The organism is Bacillus niameyensis (genome assembly GCF_001375535.1).
In the GTDB taxonomy this organism is placed as follows: Bacteria; Bacillota; Bacilli; order Bacillales; family Bacillaceae_C; genus Lederbergia; species Lederbergia niameyensis.
On the sequence record NZ_LN831197.1, the window covers coordinates 3239876 to 3259221 of the forward strand.

The following is a 19346-nucleotide window of genomic DNA, read 5'->3' on the forward strand; positions in this document are numbered from 1 at the left end:
TCTTCATCAAAAAGGGGAGGAAGTATAGTGCAGAGTCAACAACATTTTCAAAAGGAAATTACTGTTAAGAAAGAAGCTAATATGTCTTATTTATTATCACTTCCTGAAGATTATGAGAAAAACTCTGAAACAGAGTATCCACTCGTTCTTTTTTTACACGGAATGGGTGAAAGAGGAGATGACCTTGAACTTGTAAAAGTACACGGTCCCGCTAAATTAGCTGAAGAAAAGAGTTTTCCCTTTATTTTAGTGTCTCCACAGTGCCCACTCGAAACGGGGCATTCAACATGGGAGACTTATTTAGATGATCTTGTGGCTCTTGTTGATGATGTAGTTGAAAATTATAGAGCTGATAAAAAAAGAATTTATGTAACGGGCCTCAGCATGGGTGGATATGGAACATGGGAGTTAGCTAAGCGTTATTCTGATCGATTTGCCGCTGCTGCACCGATTTGTGGCGGGGGTTCGGTCAAGGGAATTGAGCGTTTAAAGGATGTAGCAGTTTGGGCGTTTCACGGTGCAAAGGATGATGTTGTTCCTTTAGAGGAAAGTGAAAAAATGGTAAACGCACTTCAGGAAGTTGGAGCTAATGTAAAGTTAACGGTTTACCCAGAAGCAAATCATGATTCTTGGACAGATACATATAATAATCCCGAATTTTACTCATGGCTTTTAAGTCATCGGAAACAATAGCATAGATATTTCTAAGGAGGTTCTTTAATGACTAAGTTAAAAGTTGGTGTAGTTGGTTGTGGCAGTATTGCGAAGTTTCGCCATCTTCCAGAATACGCTATGAATAAGGAAGTAGAAATTGCGGCCGTTTGCGATATTGTCGAAGAGAGAGCAAATGAAATGGCGGATAAATACGGCGGGAAGGCTTATGCAGATTACAAATTGATGTTAGCCGAAGCAGATCTTGATCTAGTCTCTGTATGTACGCCAAACTATCTTCATGCACCAATATCCATTGATGCTTTAAAAGCTGGTAAACATGTATTATGTGAAAAGCCGATGGCGACGAAGGAAGAGGAAGCTCAGAACATGATTCAAGCCGCAAAAGAAAGCGGAAAGAAGCTCATGATCGCTCATAATCAGCGTTTTGTTCCTTCTCATAAAAAGGCGAAAGAAATGATTGAAAGTGGTCAAGTTGGCAAAATCTTTAGCTTTAGGACGGCTTTTGGGCATGGAGGTCCAGAAGGATGGAGTGTCGACGGGAAAGATAGTTGGTTTTTCGAAAAGGAAAAAGCATTTATTGGTGCAATGGGTGATCTTGGTGTTCATAAAACGGATTTAATGCGCTATATACTTGGTGAAGAGTTTGTAGAAGTTGGTTCCTTCGTGGAATCAGGGGCAAAAGAAGACAGTACTGTAGATGATCAAGCTGTCTGTATTTTAAAAACAGAAAGCGGCATTATTGGGACACTTGCGGCAAGTTGGGCATATGGAAAAGAAGATAATTCCACTGTTATCTACGGAGAAAAGGCAGTATTACGTCTTGAAGATGATCCGGAGTATTCGTTAATTGTCCACCACCGTAATGGCGAAACAGAAACATTCGACCTTGGGAAAATTCAATCAAATGACGAAGGTGGGCAAACGAGCACACATGTCATTGACACTTTTGTCGATTGCGTAGTTAATAATAGCGAACCACCAATTAATGGCGAAGAAGGTAGAAAATCGTTAAAAGTCGTATTGGCTGCATTAGAGTCTAGTGAGACCAAGAAAATTGTTCAAGTAACAAAGTAAAGATATAATAGATAATAGAATTCAAATGGAAAGGATTGTGGTTGCAGTATGAAACTTGGCGTATTTACTGTACTATTTTCGCAGAAATCTTTTGAAGAAATGCTTGACCATGTAAAAGATTCAGGACTTCAAGCTGTTGAGATTGGAACTGGCGGTTATCCAGGTAATGCACATTGTGATATGGATGCTTTGCTTGAAAGTGAAGAGAAACGGAAAGATTATTTGCATCAAGTAGAATCACGCGGCTTAACGATCAGTGCATTCAGCTGCCATAATAACCCGATTCATCCTGATAAAGAGATCGCCCAAAAGGCGGACGAAACTTTAAGAAAAACGATTAAATTGGCATCCCTTATGAATGTTCCTGTTGTTAATACATTTTCTGGAACAGCAGGTGACCACGAAGATGCGAAACAACCTAACTGGCCAACAGTTGCATGGCCACCGGAATATTTAGATGTTTATAACTGGCAATGGGAACAAAAGCTAATTCCATATTGGAAGGAAATTGGGAAGTATGCGGAAGAACATAATGTGAAGATCGGTATCGAGCTTCATGGTGGATTCCTAGTCCACTCTCCTTATACGATGTTGAAGCTCAGAGAAGCTACTTCTGATGCTATTGGTGCAAACCTAGACCCAAGCCATATGTGGTGGCAAGGTATTGATCCTGTAGCTGCTATTAAAATTCTTGCAGAAAAAAATGCGATCCATCATTTCCATGCGAAGGATACATACATTGATCAAGATAATTTGAATATGCATGGTTATTTAGATATGCAAAACTATGACCAGCTGAAAACTAGAGCATGGACATTCCGCTCTGTTGGCTGTGCCCACGATGTAAAAGTTTGGTCTGATATGATGAGTGCTCTTCGTTTGTATGGATATGACTATGTTGTGTCAATTGAGCATGAAGATCCACTCATGTCGATTGAAGAAGGTTTCCAAACGGCAGTAAGAAATTTAAAATCGGTATTGATTAAAGAAAAACCTGCTGATATGTGGTGGGCGTAATTGATAAGAACCTGTAGAAGGGATGTTGTCGGCAATATCCCTTCTACATTTTTTGGAATCGAACTTACATTTTGTAAGCTTATTACGAAAAACAATTAAATATCTTGAATATAGTTATAAAAGATGATATTATTTGTGTTGAATTCAAATATCGCGAATTAGAGGTATGTGAATAGTAAACAAACATTTTAGGGAGGCTTATCATGTTAAAAATAGGGATTATCATAGGAAGTACACGCCAAGGTCGTAATGGGGAGGCTGTTGCCCAATGGATTAACGACTTCGCGAAAAATCGCAACGATGAAGCTGAGTATGAGTTAGTGGATCTAGCTGAATATAATCTTCCATTATTAGGTGCAGCTCTACCTGAAGCAGCACAACAAGACGCTGGAACAGCGATCAAGGCTTGGTCAGAAAAAATGGCTTCTTTCGACGGTTATATTTTCGTGCCAGCTGAATATAATCACGCGGTCAATGGAGCGCTCAAAAATGCTATAGATTATTTGAACCCAGAATTGAATAATAAAGCAGCTGGTTTCGTTGCTTACGGCAGCCTAGGTGGTTCCCGTGCTATTGAAAACCTACGTCTTATTTTAGGTGAGTTACAAGTAGCTGATGTTAGAACAGCTGTGACATTCTCGCTAATGACAGACTTTGAAAATATGAGTGTCTTTAAGCCTGCTGACTATCATGCAGATAATGCTAACCAAATGCTTGATCAACTGCTTTCTTGGAGTAAGGCTTTGAAAACAATTCGATAATATAACTTTTGATGAGGCTTCCGTCTTTTGATGGAGGCTTTTTTTGGTGTGGCAGGCATGGGCTATAACTTGGTGGTGAAAATCCACTACATGCTTGGCAGTAGAAAACTTGTTCATCGTGATATGGAATCTTAATAACGGAACATTCTGCATTAAACGGGATCATAATCTAATAATAATTGTTTTTTTCAGTCGCATATATTGTAACCATGACGGAATATAAAGGCTAATACTTTACAGGCTCGATTAATGTCAAAGCGGAAATTTTTCCTAAAAAAAAACACATTTTTCAAAAAAACGGAAACTATTTCTTTCATCATCACGTCTTATAAACAGACAAGCTTGTTATGGGTAACTTTATATTAACCATTCAACTGTCAAAAGCCGGTGTATAAAGGGGGAGTTAACACAAAGTTAATGAGATAAGAAAATTATAAATGATAGCGATATACGTTTTGTAACTTCTTATTTTGATGACCCCAAAGATACTGCAGCTATTAATGATGGGATTAAAGACTATGCAAATGGAATTGTCTTTTGATGTCAAACGTAAGGTATTAAAATATGACTTTACTAAGAAAAAAAATTATATGGTTTATTTCTAGTATTATTATTTTGATTGGGTTGTTAGCTCTCTTGCTTTTCTCCCTATTACATACAAGTCTTGATGAGCTTAATGGAGAAGGATACATTGAAGATATTTATGTTTCTACAAATAATAAGTATCAAGCGGTCACATATGTATGGAGTGAAGGCGGAGCGACAGTAGGTTTCTCCCAAAGGGTAGGAATCAATTCTGTGCACGACTATGGAGTGGAATTCAGTGATCAAACAATCTACTGGCAATATCCTGCAGGAGATCCACTTGCTGTTAAATGGAAAGATGACAATACAATTATTATCAATAATATACTCAACTTTCGCAGAGTGAAATTGGCAAATAAGCCTTGATATAGCTTGGAAGGCCAGAGACCCACTGCTCAAGTTGACTTTGTATTAACTTTTTGATTTTCTTATTCGTTTGTTTTAGTGCATCCTGAAGAAGCTCGATCAACTGCTGTAGTGCGACAGCCCAATCAAGTTCATTTATTTCATCGCATAATTCGTAAAATAGCCCACCTATTGTGCGTTGATCGGTGTTACAACGATTCTGCCATGAGAGTACGATATAACGGGTAAACACAATAGTTGTATGGCAAATAAGCGCATCATAAGACCGGCTTTGGAACTCTTTTTCAAGTTTCAAAAAAGATTTGGCCGTCTTAAAAAAAACCTCGATATCCCAGCGCATTCCATAGATTCGGACGATTTCCTGTTCTGAAAGAGTGCAATCGGTACTGAGGATGGCAAGCCAGTCACTTTTCTTGTTTCTGTTTTGAATAAAAACAACTTTTATTGGTGTTCCATTGGCCATTGTCGTATGGATGGAACGAAGAATCCCTTTCTTTGATTGGACCGGTCCCGCCAAGCGGTATAGTTGCTTTAAAGATACCAATGTCCCGTTTACGTTATAGCGCTGTTTTGTTTCTTTGACCATTCCAATAACATCCAAACCTTGTTCAACTATAGCTTTTATAAGTGGTGGCAATGTAAACCAAGAATCCATAAGAACATAACTCGCATCAATTCCATTAGCTAGCGCACGTTTGATCATGTCAGGAATTTGTTCAGGCACTGTTTGTAATGCATTTTCTCGACGCTTATAGCCACTGGTACGTTTATCAATAGTTTCAGAAATACCATTGATTTGAGACTTTTTTGAACTGACTAAAGAAAAGTCAATTGGCATAAATGTATAGCCATCTGACCAGCCCAAAGTGAGCATACGAAAGCCTTTATAGAAACGCATTTTAAGAGAAGCGTGATCAAAACAACGAGCGAGAAGTTCCACCTTTTTACTACGATTTCGGTCATACGCAGAATCATCGAGAATCAGTACTTTTGGACGCTCTTTATTCGTAAGATGAGAAACCTTTTGAATGGTAAAAGTGCTCAACAGTAATAAAAAACGGCGCCAATTAAAAGTTGATTGGTTTAAAAAGCGATAGACCGCGTCTTTGGCTGGAAACTGATCAGCCTTCTTTGAATCAAGAAGAGAAAACCAATTTTTATGTTGGAAAATCAAACAGAAAACGAGCTGAAATAAGTAAGAACAGCTAAAACCAAAGGATTTTTTTATTCCTGCTTGGCGTAGATGTTTATGCATTTCAAGCTCAGAAAAAACAGAATCAAGTTCTTTTGGTAGTTGATTGTATTGCTTATTTTGGTCTATCATATAGGGAGCACCTCTTCTGTATGGTAGTGTTCTCTTGACAATTACACTATACCAAAGAATGAGGTGTTTTTTCATTTTAATAAACACTGTCAAGCAACATATTTAATTGACCTTAAACATAATACAGCCAATGATTAGCACTTATTTTTCTGGTGCGAAAGTTGAGTAATATAGAAATCGATATTCATAATCCGAAAACTTATTATAATTGGAAGGATCATATTAAGTAAGAATAAGAAATGGTGCATCCAAAAAGCTATAGTAGCAGGTAACTTATCAACTACTCCAAAAAGTATGGGCTAAAAAAACCGGGCAAACGCTCGGTTTTTTTAGCGAATATCCGATATCTTATATTATTTTCGTTAATATTACTATCCCGTTCTTGTTTTGATAGGTAAATATAGTCAGAACTTGTTGGGCGCGCCTTTCACCCCTCAGCCGTTAATAGGGTTATTAAAAAAGGATATTCTAAGAGTTGAGGGTAGTAACCTTCCTGCTAACGGGTATAATTACATATTTAATTATATTGTGATATTAATCACAACAGATCGTATTTTTTTATGATACTCTTTTCGCTTAGTGGATTAGTTTTTGAAAAGGGGAATCGAAATGATTGAATTAATCGCTACAGCAGAATCGGTTGAACAAGCTCAAGAGTTGATTGCTGTTGGAGTTGATACTATATATATCGGTGAAGATCAGTTTGGCCTGCGCTTACCATCATCGTTTTCCTGCGAAGAGATTAAGAGCATTACAGAATATGCTCATAAGCAAAAAAGACAGGTTTGTATAGCGGTAAATGCATTATTCCATAATGATCGAATAGAAAAGGTTGTCCCATATTTAGAACTTTTACAAGATGTCGGTGTGGATTCGATCACGGTTGGTGACCCAGGGGTTATTGGTTTAATTCAAAAATATAAAATAAAAATTCCATACATTTATGATGCCCATACATTGGTGACGAGTTCAAGGCAAATCAACTTTTGGGCGAAGCGGGGGGCTACTAGTTCTGTCCTGGCGAGAGAAATAACCTTTGAAGAGTTAAAGGCAATTGGATCAGAGGTTTCCATTCCAGTCGAACTTTTAGTTTATGGAGCAACGTGTATCCATCATTCGAAGCGCCCGCTAGTAGCGAATTATTTTCAATTTACGGGCGAAGTAGAGTCAAGTATGGAAGGACTATTTATATCGGAACCGAAAAAGCCGGATACACACTATTCGATTTACGAAGATGTAAATGGAACCCATGTATTTGCTACAAATGATATCAATTTACTACCTTATCTCAAGGATTTAATGGAAGTCAGTGTAAAACGGTGGAAGTTAGACGGAATCTTCACACGCGGTGAACAATTTGTGGAAATTGCCAGTCTGTTTGTTCAAGCAAAGCATGCCATTGTAGAAGGTAGATGGACAGAAAGCTTCATGTACGAATTAAATGAACGGTTAGCAGCTCTTCATCCAAAAGAAAGATCTTTGGATCCTGGCTTTTTTATAAAAGATCCGAATGATGTGAAATAGTGAGGGATTATAAATGAGAGTAATCACAAAAAGGCCAGAAGTTTTGGCACCAGCGGGAACATTGGAAAAGCTAAAAATAGCGATCATTTATGGAGCTGATGCTGTTTATATTGGTGGGAATCAGTACGGTTTACGAAGCCGGGCCGGTAATTTCACATACGATGAGATGCGAGAAGGGGTTAAATTTGCTAAACAATTTCAGGCTAAGGTATACGTAGCAGCTAATATGGTGACTCATGAAGGGGATTCAGATGGAGCGGGAGAGTTCTTCCGGACATTAAGGGATATTGGGATTAATGCTGTTATTGTTTCAGATCCAGCATTGATTGAAATTTGTGCAATGGATGCGCCGGGATTGCCGATTCATTTGTCCACCCAAGCATCGGCAACGAACTATGAAACCCTCAATTTTTGGAAAAATGAAGGATTAGAACGTGTTGTATTAGCGAGAGAAGTAGGCATGGAGGAAATAAAGGAAATAAGAAGAAAGACAGATATAGAGATTGAAGCCTTTATTCATGGGGCAATGTGTATTTCTTATTCGGGCCGGTGTACATTATCGAACCACATGTCTGATCGAGATGCGAACCGTGGTGGTTGTTCACAATCGTGTCGTTGGAAATATGACTTATTTCAAATGCCAGAGCCAGATAATCGCATATCTAAGTTAGGCGGTGCTCCACTTGAAGATTTTTCAATGAGTGCGGTCGATATGTCTATGATTCGTCATATACCTGATTTGGTCGAAAATGGTGTCGATAGTTTAAAAATTGAAGGCCGAATGAAATCAATCCATTACGTATCAACGGTTTCTAATGTGTATCGCCAAGCTGTCGATGCTTATTGCAATGATCCGGACCATTTTGAATTTAATCAGGAATGGGAAGATGAGTTATGGAAGGTTGCTCAGCGCGAGTTGGCAACAGGCTTTTATTATGGAACTCCTACCGAAGAGGAACAATTATTTGGAGAAAGGCGAAAAATACCAGCCTATTCTTTTATTGGCCAAGTGTTGGAATATGACGAAGAGAATCAAGTGGCGACGATCCAGCAACGGAATCACTTCCGAGTAGGGGATGAGATTGAGTTTTACGGTCCTGGATTTACACATGTCTATCAAACAATCGCTGCTCTATGGGATGAGAAGGGAAATCGCATTGACCGTGCACCGAATGCGATGATGATTGTGAAAATGAAGGTAAATTCTCCAGTGAAGCCTCATGATATGATTCGGAAGAGAAAGTAAACAATAGGTGTTATGTTATACTTTTCTTACGAGAAAAGGGCTTAAAATTAAGGAGATGTTATTGTTTAAAATGAAACAATATATAGTGATTGGCGCAGGTATTCTCGGTGCATCGACAGCTTATCATCTGGCAAAAAAGGGCGCCAAAGTGACGGTGATCGATCGAAAAGACGAGGGACAGGCAACAGATGCTGCAGCCGGGATTGTTTGCCCATGGATATCACAAAGACGTAATCAAGCCTGGTACGGGCTCGCCAAAAACGGAGCGCGCTACTATTCGGAGTTGATAGAGGAACTTGGCAAAGAGGGAGAAATGGATACGGGATATGCTCGCGTCGGAGCGATAAGCATTCATAAAGATGTAGAAAAACTGATCGCTATGGAAAAGAGGGCAAAGTCACGATCTAAGGACGCTCCCGAAATAGGGGATGTACAGATTTTAACCTCTAGTGAAGCAAAAGAAATCTTTCCTCCGCTTGCAGATGGATATGGAGCTGTATATGTGTCGGGTGCTGCCCGTGTGGATGGCCGAGCGATTCGGGATGCGCTACTTAGAGCGGCGGCACGCAATGCTGCTGTTTTAGTAAATGGTACTGCAGCATTACTCATTCAAGATGATAAAGTGATAGGGGCTAATACGGGAGAAACGGAGTACTTCGCTGATGAAGTAATTGTCACTAATGGCGCATGGGCACCAAGCTTACTAAAGCCATTAGGTATAGACATTCAAGTTGATTTTCAAAAGGGTCAAATTATTCATATGAAAATACCGAATGTCGCTACAGGTCAATGGCCAGTTATCATGCCCCCAGGCTCCCATTATATTGTGCCTTTTCATGATGGAAGAATTGTCGCAGGCGTTACCCATGAAAATAATACTGGATTTGATTTGGATCCAACGATTAGTGGTATGAATGAGATCTTGCAGGCAACGTTAGAAGTTGCACCAGGACTTGAAAAAGGCATTTATCTTGAAACGAGAGTGGGTTTTCGCCCCTATACGCCAGGGTTTTTACCTATTATTGGAGCGCTTCCTAGATATAAAGGTATCTTTTTAGCCAACGGTCTTGGTTCAAGTGGATTAACGATGGGTCCATATCTTGGATCGGAATTGACAAAATTAGTTTTAGGCGAACAAACGGAAATGAACCTTGAACTTTATACAGTACAAGCTGCAATGAAGTGATGCTTAGCACAGAAGTTATCGAATACGCCCTAAAGTTTAGGACGTATTTTTTTTTGAAAAAAATAGGCACATTTTTACAAAGAATCAGGCCATTACTCCTAATAATCTGTTATAATGTATATAGAAAACGCTTACATTTAACATCACAATAGCAGAGGGGAATATATATGAAACTAACATCAAGAGTATTAAAAACATCAATCCTTGCTATTATTTCTATAGCTAGCCTTACTTTACTTATTGGTTCGATCGAAAAACCTACACCAAGTTTTGAACTTGAAGGAATTATTAGTGTTGCGCACAGAGGAGCATCCAGTTCGGCTCCAGAGAATACGATGGCAGCCTTTCAAAAGGGCGTTGACCAAGGGGTAGATTATATCGAATTGGATGTGCATTTAACAAAGGATAATCATTTAGTCATCATTCATGATACAACCGTGAATCGAACAACAAATGGGTCAGGTTATATAAGAAATTTCACCTTGGAAGATATAAAACAGTTGGACGCGGGTATGAAATTCCATTCCACTTATGCGGGAGAACGGATTATCACATTAGAAGAATTATTTGATGAATTGCTGCATAAGGTTGGAATGATCATTGAAATTAAAAATCCAAAGTTAAACAAGGGGATTGAAGAAATATTAGCCAACGTCATTAACCAGTATAACAATACTGAAAATATTATTATTCAATCGACGGACTTTGAATCTATGAAAATAATGCATGAACTTCTACCAGAAATTCCAGTTGCTGTTTTAGTTTCTAGGTCAAAGCATCCACTTTCTAGCAAACAATTAAACCAAATTGCAGAATATGCAACCTATATCAATTACAATATTCGTTATTTACGTCAAACTGATGTAGAGGAGATTCATAAAAGGGATAAAAAAGTAATGGCTTGGACAATAAGAGACCCAAAAAGTATGAAAAAGGCTCTAGATTTAAATGTTGATGGTATTATTACAGACTATCCAAAATGGATAATAACTTCACAACAGCTTGCTAGCGAATAGTTGAAAAATCACCTAAGACTGTCATTCTCGTCAGTCTTTTTTTTGCAATTTTATCCCGCTTTTACTGGCTGTAAGGCCCCCCACTTCAGCAGGGATTGTAAGTGGGGGACGAAGAAAACCCCCACTGATTGAATTTCCACTTTATTTAAGTGATCCTTATCATTTAACGTGGAAAATAGTTAATAAATGAAAAAAAGCTGATTTTACATTTTATAAATAAAGAAAGATAGGGGATTTACAACCGTTGATAGTAAGAGGATATTAATCAAATTAATAAAATATTAAAACATTGATTAAAGTAATTGTGATAATATAATCATTATGATATTATAATTATTATAAATAAGGGAAGTCGATGAGGAGGAAATAAAGTGGAACAAAATAACGATAAAAAAAGAATGACAACTGCCTTCGGTGCACCAGTAGTAAACGATGACGATTCCAAAACAGCTGGCCCTAGAGGCGGCCTATTAATGGAAGATGTATGGTTCCTAGAAAAAATGGCTCACTTTGATCGAGAAGTTATTCCTGAACGCCGAATGCACGCAAAAGGGTCTGGTGCTTACGGAACATTTACAGTTACTAATGACATTACAAAATATACAAAAGCAAAATTATTTTCTGAAGTGGGTAAGAAAACGGATATGTTTGTACGCTTTTCTACCGTTGCGGGTGAACGTGGCGCTGCTGACGCAGAACGTGATATTCGTGGTACAGCGATGAAATTTTACACAGAAGAAGGGAACTGGGATTTAGTGGGTAATAATACACCTGTATTCTTCTTAAGAGATCCTAAGAGATTCCCAGATTTAAACCATGTAGTTAAACGGAATCCGAAGACAAATATGCACAGTGCTCAAGCTAACTGGGATTTCTGGACATCGCTTCCTGAGGCTTTGCATCAAGTAACAGTTGTTATGAGTGACCGTGGAATTCCAGCAAGCTATCGCAATATGCATATGTTTGGAAGCCACACTTACAGTATGTTCAATGAAAATAATGAGCGTGTATGGGTAAAATTCCACTTTAAAACCCAACAAGGCATTAAAAATATAACAGATCAAGAAGCCGAAGCAATTATTGGTAAAGATCGCGAAAGCCACCAAAGAGATTTGTATGAAGCTATTGAACGTGGAGATTATCCAAAGTGGAAAATGTTTATCCAAGTGATGACAGAAGAGGAAGCTAGAAATCTCCCTTATAATCCATTTGATTTAACGAAAGTTTGGTATAAAAAAGACTTCCCATTAATTGAGGTTGGAGAAGTTGAATTAAATAGAAACCCTGCAAACTATTTTGCAGAAGTGGAGCAAGCGGCATTCGCCCCTACGAACCATGTTCCTGGGATTGGCTTCTCACCAGATAAAATGTTGCAAGGGCGTTTATTCTCCTATGGTGACACACAGCGTTATCGTTTAGGGGTAAACCATTGGCAAATTCCTGTTAACTATCCGAAAAATGCGAAGAACTTTTGCCCATATCATCGGGATGGGGCGATGAGAATCTTTAATGCAGCTGAAGGTGGAGAAATTTCGTATAGTCCTAACAGCTATGGTATGTGGAATGACAGTAAGGAACATCAAGAACCTGCCCTGGACCTTCTAGGCACTGCAGACTATCATAACTTCCGTGAAGATGATGATCTCTATTATGAGCAGCCAGGAAAATTGTTCCGTTTAATGGACGCAGATGAACAACAAAGATTATTTGAAAACACTGCCCGTGCAATGCAAGGAACAACAAAAGAAATTCAGTTAAGACATATCAGCAACTGCTTTAAAGCTGATCCAGCATATGGAGAAGGTGTAGCGAGAGCTCTTGGAATTGACATGAGTGAAGTAGAAGCTGCAATTGCTCAAGTATAAATTCAGTATAAATGAAAACCGCAAGTCCACAGTTTGTGTTGGACATGCGGTTTTTTACGTTTCAATTAAACTTTAGTATGTTATGTTCAGTTAACTTGTTTCAGTTTTAGACAAAGTGTATGATAAAATCATCTTACAGACATTTGTTTGACCTTGAATCATGACTATACATACACTAGGAGGATAAGACATTGTCAAAACAACAAATTGGTGTTATTGGACTAGCCGTTATGGGGAAAAATTTGGCTATGAATATCGAAAGCCGTGGATATTCTGTAGCCGTATATAACCGCAGTTCTGACAAAACTGAAGATTTTATGAAAAAGGAAGCTGAAGGGAAAAATATCGTCGGTGCTTTTTCCATAGAAGAATTTGTAAATTCCCTTGAGAAGCCACGCAAAATTTTATTGATGGTGAAAGCCGGCCCTGCGACGGATGCGACTATTGAATCATTAAAGCCGTATTTGGAAAAAGGCGATATTCTTATCGATGGCGGAAATACGAATTTTAAAGATACGATTCGACGTAACCAAGAACTTAGTGAGGCAGGACTTCATTTTATTGGGACAGGTGTTTCTGGTGGGGAAGAAGGCGCATTGACAGGTCCTTCCATTATGCCAGGTGGCCAAAAAGAAGCTTATGATCTTGTGGCACCGATTTTTGAGGCGATCTCTGCTAAGGTAAATGGTGAACCATGTACAACTTATATTGGGGCTGACGGGGCTGGTCACTATGTGAAAATGGTTCATAATGGTATCGAATATGGGGATATGCAGCTTATTAGTGAAGCTTATTTTATGTTGAAGCATGTTCTAGGTTTAGGTGCTGATGAACTTCACGAGGTATTTTCTGAATGGAATAAAGGTGAACTAGACAGCTATTTGATTGAAATTACTGCAGATATCTTCACGAAAAAAGATGAAGAAACAGGCAAGCCGCTTGTTGACCTAATCTTAGATACTGCCGGTCAAAAAGGCACTGGAAAATGGACAAGTCAAGATGCTCTTGATTTAGGTGTGCCACTACCATTGATTACAGAGTCCGTATTTGCTCGTTGTATTTCTGCTATGAAAGAAGAGCGTGTTGCAGCAAGTAAAGTATTATCAGGACCAGAAGCTATTTCCTATGATGGCGATAAGGCAGAATTAATTGAAGCGATTCGCAAAGCCTTATATATGAGTAAAATTTGCTCTTATGCCCAAGGATTTGCTCAAATGAGAGCAGCTGCTGAGGAATATGGCTGGGATCTAAAATACGGTGATATTGCGATGATCTTTAGAGGCGGCTGTATCATTCGTGCGCAATTCTTGCAAAAAATCAAGGAAGCTTATGACAAAGATCCAGAACTTGCAAACTTGATGTTAGATCCTTATTTTAAAGATATTGTAGAAAACTACCAAGGTGCTCTTCGTAAAGTGATAGCAGTTGCCGTGGAAAGAGGAATTGCAGTTCCTTGTTTCTCAAGTGCAATTGCTTACTATGATAGCTACCGTACAGAAAGTCTTCCTGCAAATCTTCTTCAAGCTCAGCGTGACTACTTCGGTGCACACACTTATAAACGTGTGGATAAAGAAGGAGTCTTCCATACAGAATGGATGAGCAAATAATAAAAAAATCCCTTGGGAGAAGAAATTCTCCCAGGGGATTTTTTTCGACAAAATTCGAGGCGTGCCAGGCACCGCATTAATCGTTTGACAGCTTTAGTACTTCCAGCAATTTGAAGAAGAGGCTTAGGATGATGGCAACGATGGTGGCAAGGCCCATTCCGGAAAGGGAGACTGCAGAACCAATTTTAATAGCGGCACCACTAATTCCGATTGCGAGAACTACACATGTTAGAATTAAGTTTTTAGAAAGGCTGAAGTCTACATTCGACTCTACGAGCATGCGTAAGCCACTTACGGCGATGATTCCAAATAGCAGTAAGGAGATTCCACCCATAACTGGTGCCGGGATGGCCATTATTAGCGCAGCTAGTTTACCACAGAAGGAGAGTATAATGGCGATGATTCCAGCTCCACCGATAATCCATGTCGAGTATACCCTTGTAATGGCTAGAACACCGATGTTTTCTCCGTAAGTTGTATTTGGTGTAGCACCGACAAAACTTGAGATAACAGTTGAAATACCGTTACCTAAGAATGATTTGTCGAGCCCTGGGTCTTTGACTAAATCTTTTTTGACAATATTTCCAGTTACGATTAAGTGCCCTATATGCTCAGGTATTAATACTAATGCAGCTGGGAGAATAATCAGCATATCAGACCAATTAATTTTCATCGTATAAATCGTAGGTAAAGCAAACCATTTTGCTTCTTTAACGGCTGATAAGTCAAGCAAGTTAATACCAGGCAATGCAGAAATGATATATCCAGAGACAATCCCAAGTAGAATTGGGATAATTTTCAAAAACCCTCTTAGTGTTACCCAGTAAATAATCGTCAGTCCTAGGGTTAATAAGGCGACTATAATAACCTTTGTATCTGGGACCCAATCAGCCAGCGATACACCAACAGGAGGAACCAGGCCTGCCATATCCCGTGCAGCTACTGGGACAAGCTCAAGTCCAATAACCGCAACGATTGCCCCCATAGCTGCTGGAGGGAAAATGACATCAATCCACGCTGTGCCAACAACTTTGACAAGTAAACCAACGGCAACTAGGACAATACCGACTAAGAGGAAGCCCCCGAGTGCATGGGCATAACCATCGATACCTGTGTATTTGCCTAGTACTGCTGTTACAGGCGAAATAAAAGCAAAGCTAGACCCGAGATAAGCAGGAATTTTCCCTTTAGTGATAAAAATATAAAGAATAGTTCCAAAGCCGTTCATTAATAGCATGATAGCTGGGTTAACGCCGAAAAGTAATGGAACAAGAACAGTCGATCCGAACATAGCGAATAAATGTTGAAAACTTAGCGGTAAGCTTTGTATAAGCGGTAGTCTTTCATCGACTCCAATTTCTCTTTGTTTCATCCGAAATCTCTCCCTTTTACTAGATTGAATTCAGACTGTGTCATTGGGTTTAGGAGTTGCATTTGGAAGAAGCCTTTTTGATAGGGTTAGTTCTAATTCCTCATGCAAAAAAGCACCTTGCCCAATGACTGGCAAGGTGCATATGTAATCGGATGATACAATCGATTTTATGCAAAAGTATACACAATTAGCTTGTGCATTCAACCTTGTCAGCCTCACGGGACTGGTTTAAAGGCAGCCTGATTCTTTTGTTATTCATATTATTGCAGGTAGGTATGGGAAAGTCAATCCCTTTTTAGGCTCGCTCTTCAAATAAATTAGCTATTTCCGCAATGACTAATACAGCCTTTTCCATGTTATCAACAGAGACAAATTCATAGGGACCATGGAAGTTTTCGCCACCAGTAAAAATATTAGGTGTCGGAAGTCCCATATAGGAAAGCTGAGACCCATCTGTACCGCCGCGAATAGGAGATATAATCGGTTCAATATGGAGGTTTTTCATAGCGTCTGCAGCGATCTCTACAATTTCTTGAACAGGTTCAATTTTGTCTCGCATGTTATAGTATTGGTCGTTTATATCAAATTCTATCCGGTTTTCTCCATACTTTTCTTTAAGCATATTAACTATTTTTTCAACGCGGGTTTTCTTCGCCTCGAATTGCTTTTTATCAAAATCCCGGATGATGTAATAAAGTTGAGCAGATTCGACATCACCATTAAATGAGAGTAAATGGTAGAATCCTTCGTAACCTTCAGTAAATTCAGGAGCTTGGTTGGCCGGAAGTGCTTGGTGGAACTCCATAGCGATTTTGGAGGCATTCACCATAACGTCTTTAGCTGTTCCAGGATGTATATTTGTTCCTTTAAATCTTACTTTCAATGCGGCCGCATTAAAGCTTTCATATTGTAGTTCTCCAATTGGACCACCATCCATTGTGTAAGCAAAGCTCGCACCAAACGCTTTTACGTCAAATTTATGGGGGCCTCTCCCAATCTCCTCATCAGGTGTAAAAGCAACTCTAATTTTTCCGTGCTTTATTTGCGGATTCTGGATTAAATAATTCATAGCTGTCATAATTTCCGCAATGCCCGCTTTATTATCTGCACCAAGAAGAGTGGTGCCATCAGTTGTAATTAACGTATGTCCAATGTAATTTTTAAGGAAGGGAAAGTCTTTCGGAGAGAGTCCCATTTGTTCATTTAGTTGTATGGCCTCTCCGTCAAAATCCGTAACAATTTGTGGATTAACTCCATCTCCAGTAAAATCTGTAGCAGTATCTAGATGGGCCAAAAAGCCAATAACTGGAACTTGTTTCTCCGTATTAGCAGGAAGTGTTGCCATGACATAACCATTCTCATCAAGGGAAATCTCCTGCATTCCGATGCTTTCCAGTTCCTTTACTAACATATTGGCCAATTCAAGTTGACCAGGAGTTGATGGGCAGTTGTTATTATCTTCATTTGATTGCGTGTTTACTTTGACATAGGATGTAAAACGTTCAATTATTTCATTCCTCATTGTTTTCTTCATCTCCTAAAACTTTTTCTAAATGTCTAGCTCTAGCCCAAGTTGTTCTAGAATAGGCTTGGCGAAGTCAACGTACTTAGCTAGAGGGCGCATCTGCTTTTCTTATTGTATCGCAAAGGTTAAAAAACAGTCATGAAATGAACCTCGTAACTTTAATAAAAAAAAAATAATAAGAATACCATTTCGTACTTTTCACAAAGTAAAATACCGGCTGTTGATTTAACAGTCGGTATTAGTTGAGTTGGTTAACTCGATCCATTTTTCGGCCCAAATTTGCATTTCTTTCATAAGGGGCAGTAACTCTTTACCCTTTTCTGTTAATGAATATTCAATTCGTACAGGTGTTTCAGGATAAACATTCCTTTTTACGATCCCCTCACGCTCTAAATCCTTTAATCTTTCTGACAGTACCCTCGCACTAATGGGCATGGATGATTCAATTGTACAAAAACGTTGTGGTCCATTTAATAGTTGATTAATAATGAGTCCGGTCCAACGCTGACCAAAAATTCCCATGGCTTTTTCGAATTTAGGACACAGGTTAGAATTCATATCGTTCCCTCCACTTTTATATTATATATCACTAATTTGCTTAACGTATTCTTAAATTCAGCTCCTGTATTAACGGGCGATGAGGATAAAATTTCCAATTTATTTTTTTGACATTATAATATGTTTAATGTATAGTCACTTACATAAAGTAAGTAACTTCTTAAGGGGGGGTTCATATGAAAAACCAACCTATTGTTGATCAGGTCGTTTTAAATGTAAGAGATCTTGAATTAACTTTAGACTTTTATACTAAAGTCCTAGGTTTTAAGGTCATCAAGCATTCAGATAAAAAAGCTGTTTTATCAGCAAATGGAGCGGCTGGCCTTTTGATCCTTGAAAAGGAAGAGGGTTCCATTCCAAGGCCACCTCGGACGACTGGTTTATATCATATCGCATTTTTATTGCCGAGTCGACCAGACCTTGCTAATTTTGTTCAATATTTAATTGACTTTCAATATCCAATCCAAGGAGCATCTGATCATTCTGTGAGTGAGGCGCTCTATTTAGCAGATCCTGAAGGAAATGGGATTGAAATTTATACTGATCGTGATTCACAATTGTGGAAATGGAATAAAGATGAGGTTCATATGACGACAGAAGCGCTCGATATAAGGGACTTATTGGAGGAAAAGACGGAAATTGGCTGGAAGGGAATACCAGTGGATACCGTTATTGGGCATATTCATTTGCAAGTGTCAGACCTTAAAAAAACTGAACAATTTTATTGTGAGGGGCTTGGTTTTGACGTTGTTGCCCGATATGGTCCGCAAGCACTGTTTGTTTCCAAGGATAGATACCACCATCATATTGGCTTAAATACTTGGAATTCATTAAATGGCATGGTACCGCCCGAAAATAGCACGGGGTTAAAATGGTATTCAATTACTTTATCCAGTAATGAAGATTATGTTAAGGTTAAAGAACAACTGAGCGAGATACATGCAGACGCACAGGAGAAGGATGAAATGTTATTTGTGAAGGATCCTTCTGGTATCTCTATTAGAATCCAATTCAACTAGAAGGAGAGAAAATAAATGATTCAAACTAAACATGACTTTTATAAAGTTGTAGAAGAAAGACGATCTATCCGTGGGATTAGCAAAGAAACACAAGTAACGGAGGAACGTATTGAAGAAGTAGTAGCCCATGCTTTAAAACATGCGCCTACAGCTTTTCATTCACAAAGTAGCAGGGTGGTCGTTCTTTTTGGTGAAAATCATGAGAAGTTATGGAATATAACAGAAGCAGCTCTAAAGGAAGTAACACCTGCTGAAAGATTCCAAGCAACTGCTGACAAAATGGCAGCATTTCGCAATGGATTTGGGACTGTTTTATTTTTTGAAGACCAAGATGTTGTAAAAGATTTGCAAGAAAGATTCCCTCTTTACCAAGATAAAATGCCGGAATACTCTTTTCAAGCTACAGGTATTTTACAATATATTGTTTGGACATCATTTCATATTGAAGGTTTAGGTGCTTCTGTTCAGCATTATAACCCTTTAATTGATGATGCTGTTCAAAAGATATGGGATATTCCAAATAATTGGCAGCTTATGGCACAAATGCCATTTGGTCATCCAACTGAGGTAACAGGTGAAAAACAATTTGCCAGTTTAGAAGAAAGAATGAAAGTATTTAAATAAAC

General features: G+C 38.7%; 17 protein-coding genes. 13 read left to right on the forward strand and 4 right to left on the reverse strand.

What is annotated here, in order from left to right:
- The first annotated feature begins 27 nt into the window (after positions 1 to 27).
- The 5 genes from BN1243_RS15250 (at position 28) to BN1243_RS15270 (ending at position 4478) form a co-directional block, all read left to right on the forward strand.
- Positions 28 to 693, forward strand: a complete 666-nt coding sequence (locus BN1243_RS15250; RefSeq protein WP_230200217.1) for a carboxylesterase family protein — start codon at positions 28 to 30, stop codon at positions 691 to 693.
- Between the two features lie 27 nt (positions 694 to 720).
- Complete coding sequence (locus tag BN1243_RS15255; protein WP_062108186.1) at positions 721 to 1749, forward strand: Gfo/Idh/MocA family protein; 1029 nt, start codon at positions 721 to 723, stop codon at positions 1747 to 1749.
- A gap of 48 nt (positions 1750 to 1797) precedes the next feature.
- Entirely contained in the window at positions 1798 to 2766 is a 969-nt protein-coding gene (locus BN1243_RS15260) for a sugar phosphate isomerase/epimerase family protein (protein ID WP_062108188.1), read from the forward strand.
- A gap of 203 nt (positions 2767 to 2969) precedes the next feature.
- Positions 2970 to 3527 (forward strand): NADPH-dependent FMN reductase, encoded by a 558-nt coding sequence (locus BN1243_RS15265; RefSeq protein ID WP_062108190.1) that lies wholly within the window; start codon positions 2970 to 2972, stop codon positions 3525 to 3527.
- A 564-nt stretch (positions 3528 to 4091) separates the two neighbouring features.
- Positions 4092 to 4478: a DUF5412 family protein gene (locus BN1243_RS15270; RefSeq protein ID WP_062108191.1), complete on the forward strand. Its 387-nt coding sequence runs from the start codon at positions 4092 to 4094 to the stop codon at positions 4476 to 4478.
- Here the strand turns inward: BN1243_RS15270 and BN1243_RS15275 are convergent.
- Positions 4441 to 5802 (reverse strand): IS4 family transposase, encoded by a 1362-nt coding sequence (locus BN1243_RS15275; protein WP_062108193.1) that lies wholly within the window; start codon positions 5800 to 5802, stop codon positions 4441 to 4443. The genes BN1243_RS15270 and BN1243_RS15275 overlap by 38 nt on opposite strands.
- Positions 5803 to 6411: 609 nt before the next feature.
- On the opposite strand from BN1243_RS15275, the gene BN1243_RS15280 reads away from it, so the two are divergent.
- From BN1243_RS15280 to gndA, 6 genes are all read left to right on the forward strand, one after another.
- The gene (locus BN1243_RS15280) at positions 6412 to 7326 is read left to right on the forward strand and encodes a peptidase U32 family protein (RefSeq protein WP_062108194.1); all 915 of its coding nucleotides are present in this window, start codon (positions 6412 to 6414) and stop codon (positions 7324 to 7326) included.
- A 13-nt stretch (positions 7327 to 7339) separates the two neighbouring features.
- On the forward strand, positions 7340 to 8572 hold the full coding sequence (locus tag BN1243_RS15285; RefSeq protein ID WP_062108195.1) for a peptidase U32 family protein: 1233 nt from the start codon (positions 7340 to 7342) through the stop codon (positions 8570 to 8572).
- 70 nt (positions 8573 to 8642) lie between these two features.
- Positions 8643 to 9758: an NAD(P)/FAD-dependent oxidoreductase gene (locus tag BN1243_RS15290; RefSeq protein ID WP_062110666.1), complete on the forward strand. Its 1116-nt coding sequence runs from the start codon at positions 8643 to 8645 to the stop codon at positions 9756 to 9758.
- A gap of 167 nt (positions 9759 to 9925) precedes the next feature.
- The gene (locus BN1243_RS15295; protein WP_062108196.1) at positions 9926 to 10774 is read left to right on the forward strand and encodes a glycerophosphodiester phosphodiesterase; all 849 of its coding nucleotides are present in this window, start codon (positions 9926 to 9928) and stop codon (positions 10772 to 10774) included.
- A 398-nt stretch (positions 10775 to 11172) separates the two neighbouring features.
- Positions 11173 to 12639 carry a catalase gene (locus BN1243_RS15300; RefSeq protein WP_062110668.1) on the forward strand — a complete coding sequence of 489 codons (1467 nt, stop codon included), beginning with the start codon at positions 11173 to 11175 and terminating at the stop codon, positions 12637 to 12639.
- Positions 12640 to 12830: 191 nt separating this feature from the next.
- Complete coding sequence (gene gndA, locus BN1243_RS15305; protein ID WP_062108197.1) at positions 12831 to 14246, forward strand: NADP-dependent phosphogluconate dehydrogenase; 1416 nt, start codon at positions 12831 to 12833, stop codon at positions 14244 to 14246.
- A 76-nt stretch (positions 14247 to 14322) separates the two neighbouring features.
- On the opposite strand, the gene uraA is transcribed toward gndA, so the two are convergent.
- The 3 genes from uraA to BN1243_RS15320 form a co-directional block, all read right to left on the reverse strand.
- On the reverse strand, positions 14323 to 15618 hold the full coding sequence (gene uraA, locus BN1243_RS15310) for a uracil permease (protein ID WP_062108199.1): 1296 nt from the start codon (positions 15616 to 15618) through the stop codon (positions 14323 to 14325).
- A 295-nt stretch (positions 15619 to 15913) separates the two neighbouring features.
- On the reverse strand, positions 15914 to 17140 hold the full coding sequence (gene pepT / locus BN1243_RS15315; RefSeq protein WP_062108201.1) for a peptidase T: 1227 nt from the start codon (positions 17138 to 17140) through the stop codon (positions 15914 to 15916).
- A gap of 228 nt (positions 17141 to 17368) precedes the next feature.
- Positions 17369 to 17701 (reverse strand): winged helix-turn-helix transcriptional regulator, encoded by a 333-nt coding sequence (locus BN1243_RS15320; RefSeq protein WP_062108203.1) that lies wholly within the window; start codon positions 17699 to 17701, stop codon positions 17369 to 17371.
- Positions 17702 to 17877: 176 nt separating this feature from the next.
- Here BN1243_RS15320 and BN1243_RS15325 point away from each other — a divergent pair, with 176 nt between their 5' ends.
- Both BN1243_RS15325 and BN1243_RS15330 read left to right on the forward strand, forming a co-directional pair.
- Positions 17878 to 18720, forward strand: coding sequence for a VOC family protein (locus tag BN1243_RS15325; RefSeq protein ID WP_062108205.1), 843 nt, complete (start codon positions 17878 to 17880; stop codon positions 18718 to 18720).
- A 15-nt stretch (positions 18721 to 18735) separates the two neighbouring features.
- A complete protein-coding gene (locus tag BN1243_RS15330; protein ID WP_062108207.1) occupies positions 18736 to 19344 on the forward strand; it encodes a nitroreductase family protein in 609 nt (202 codons plus the stop codon).
- Positions 19345 to 19346: the final 2 nt, after the last annotated feature.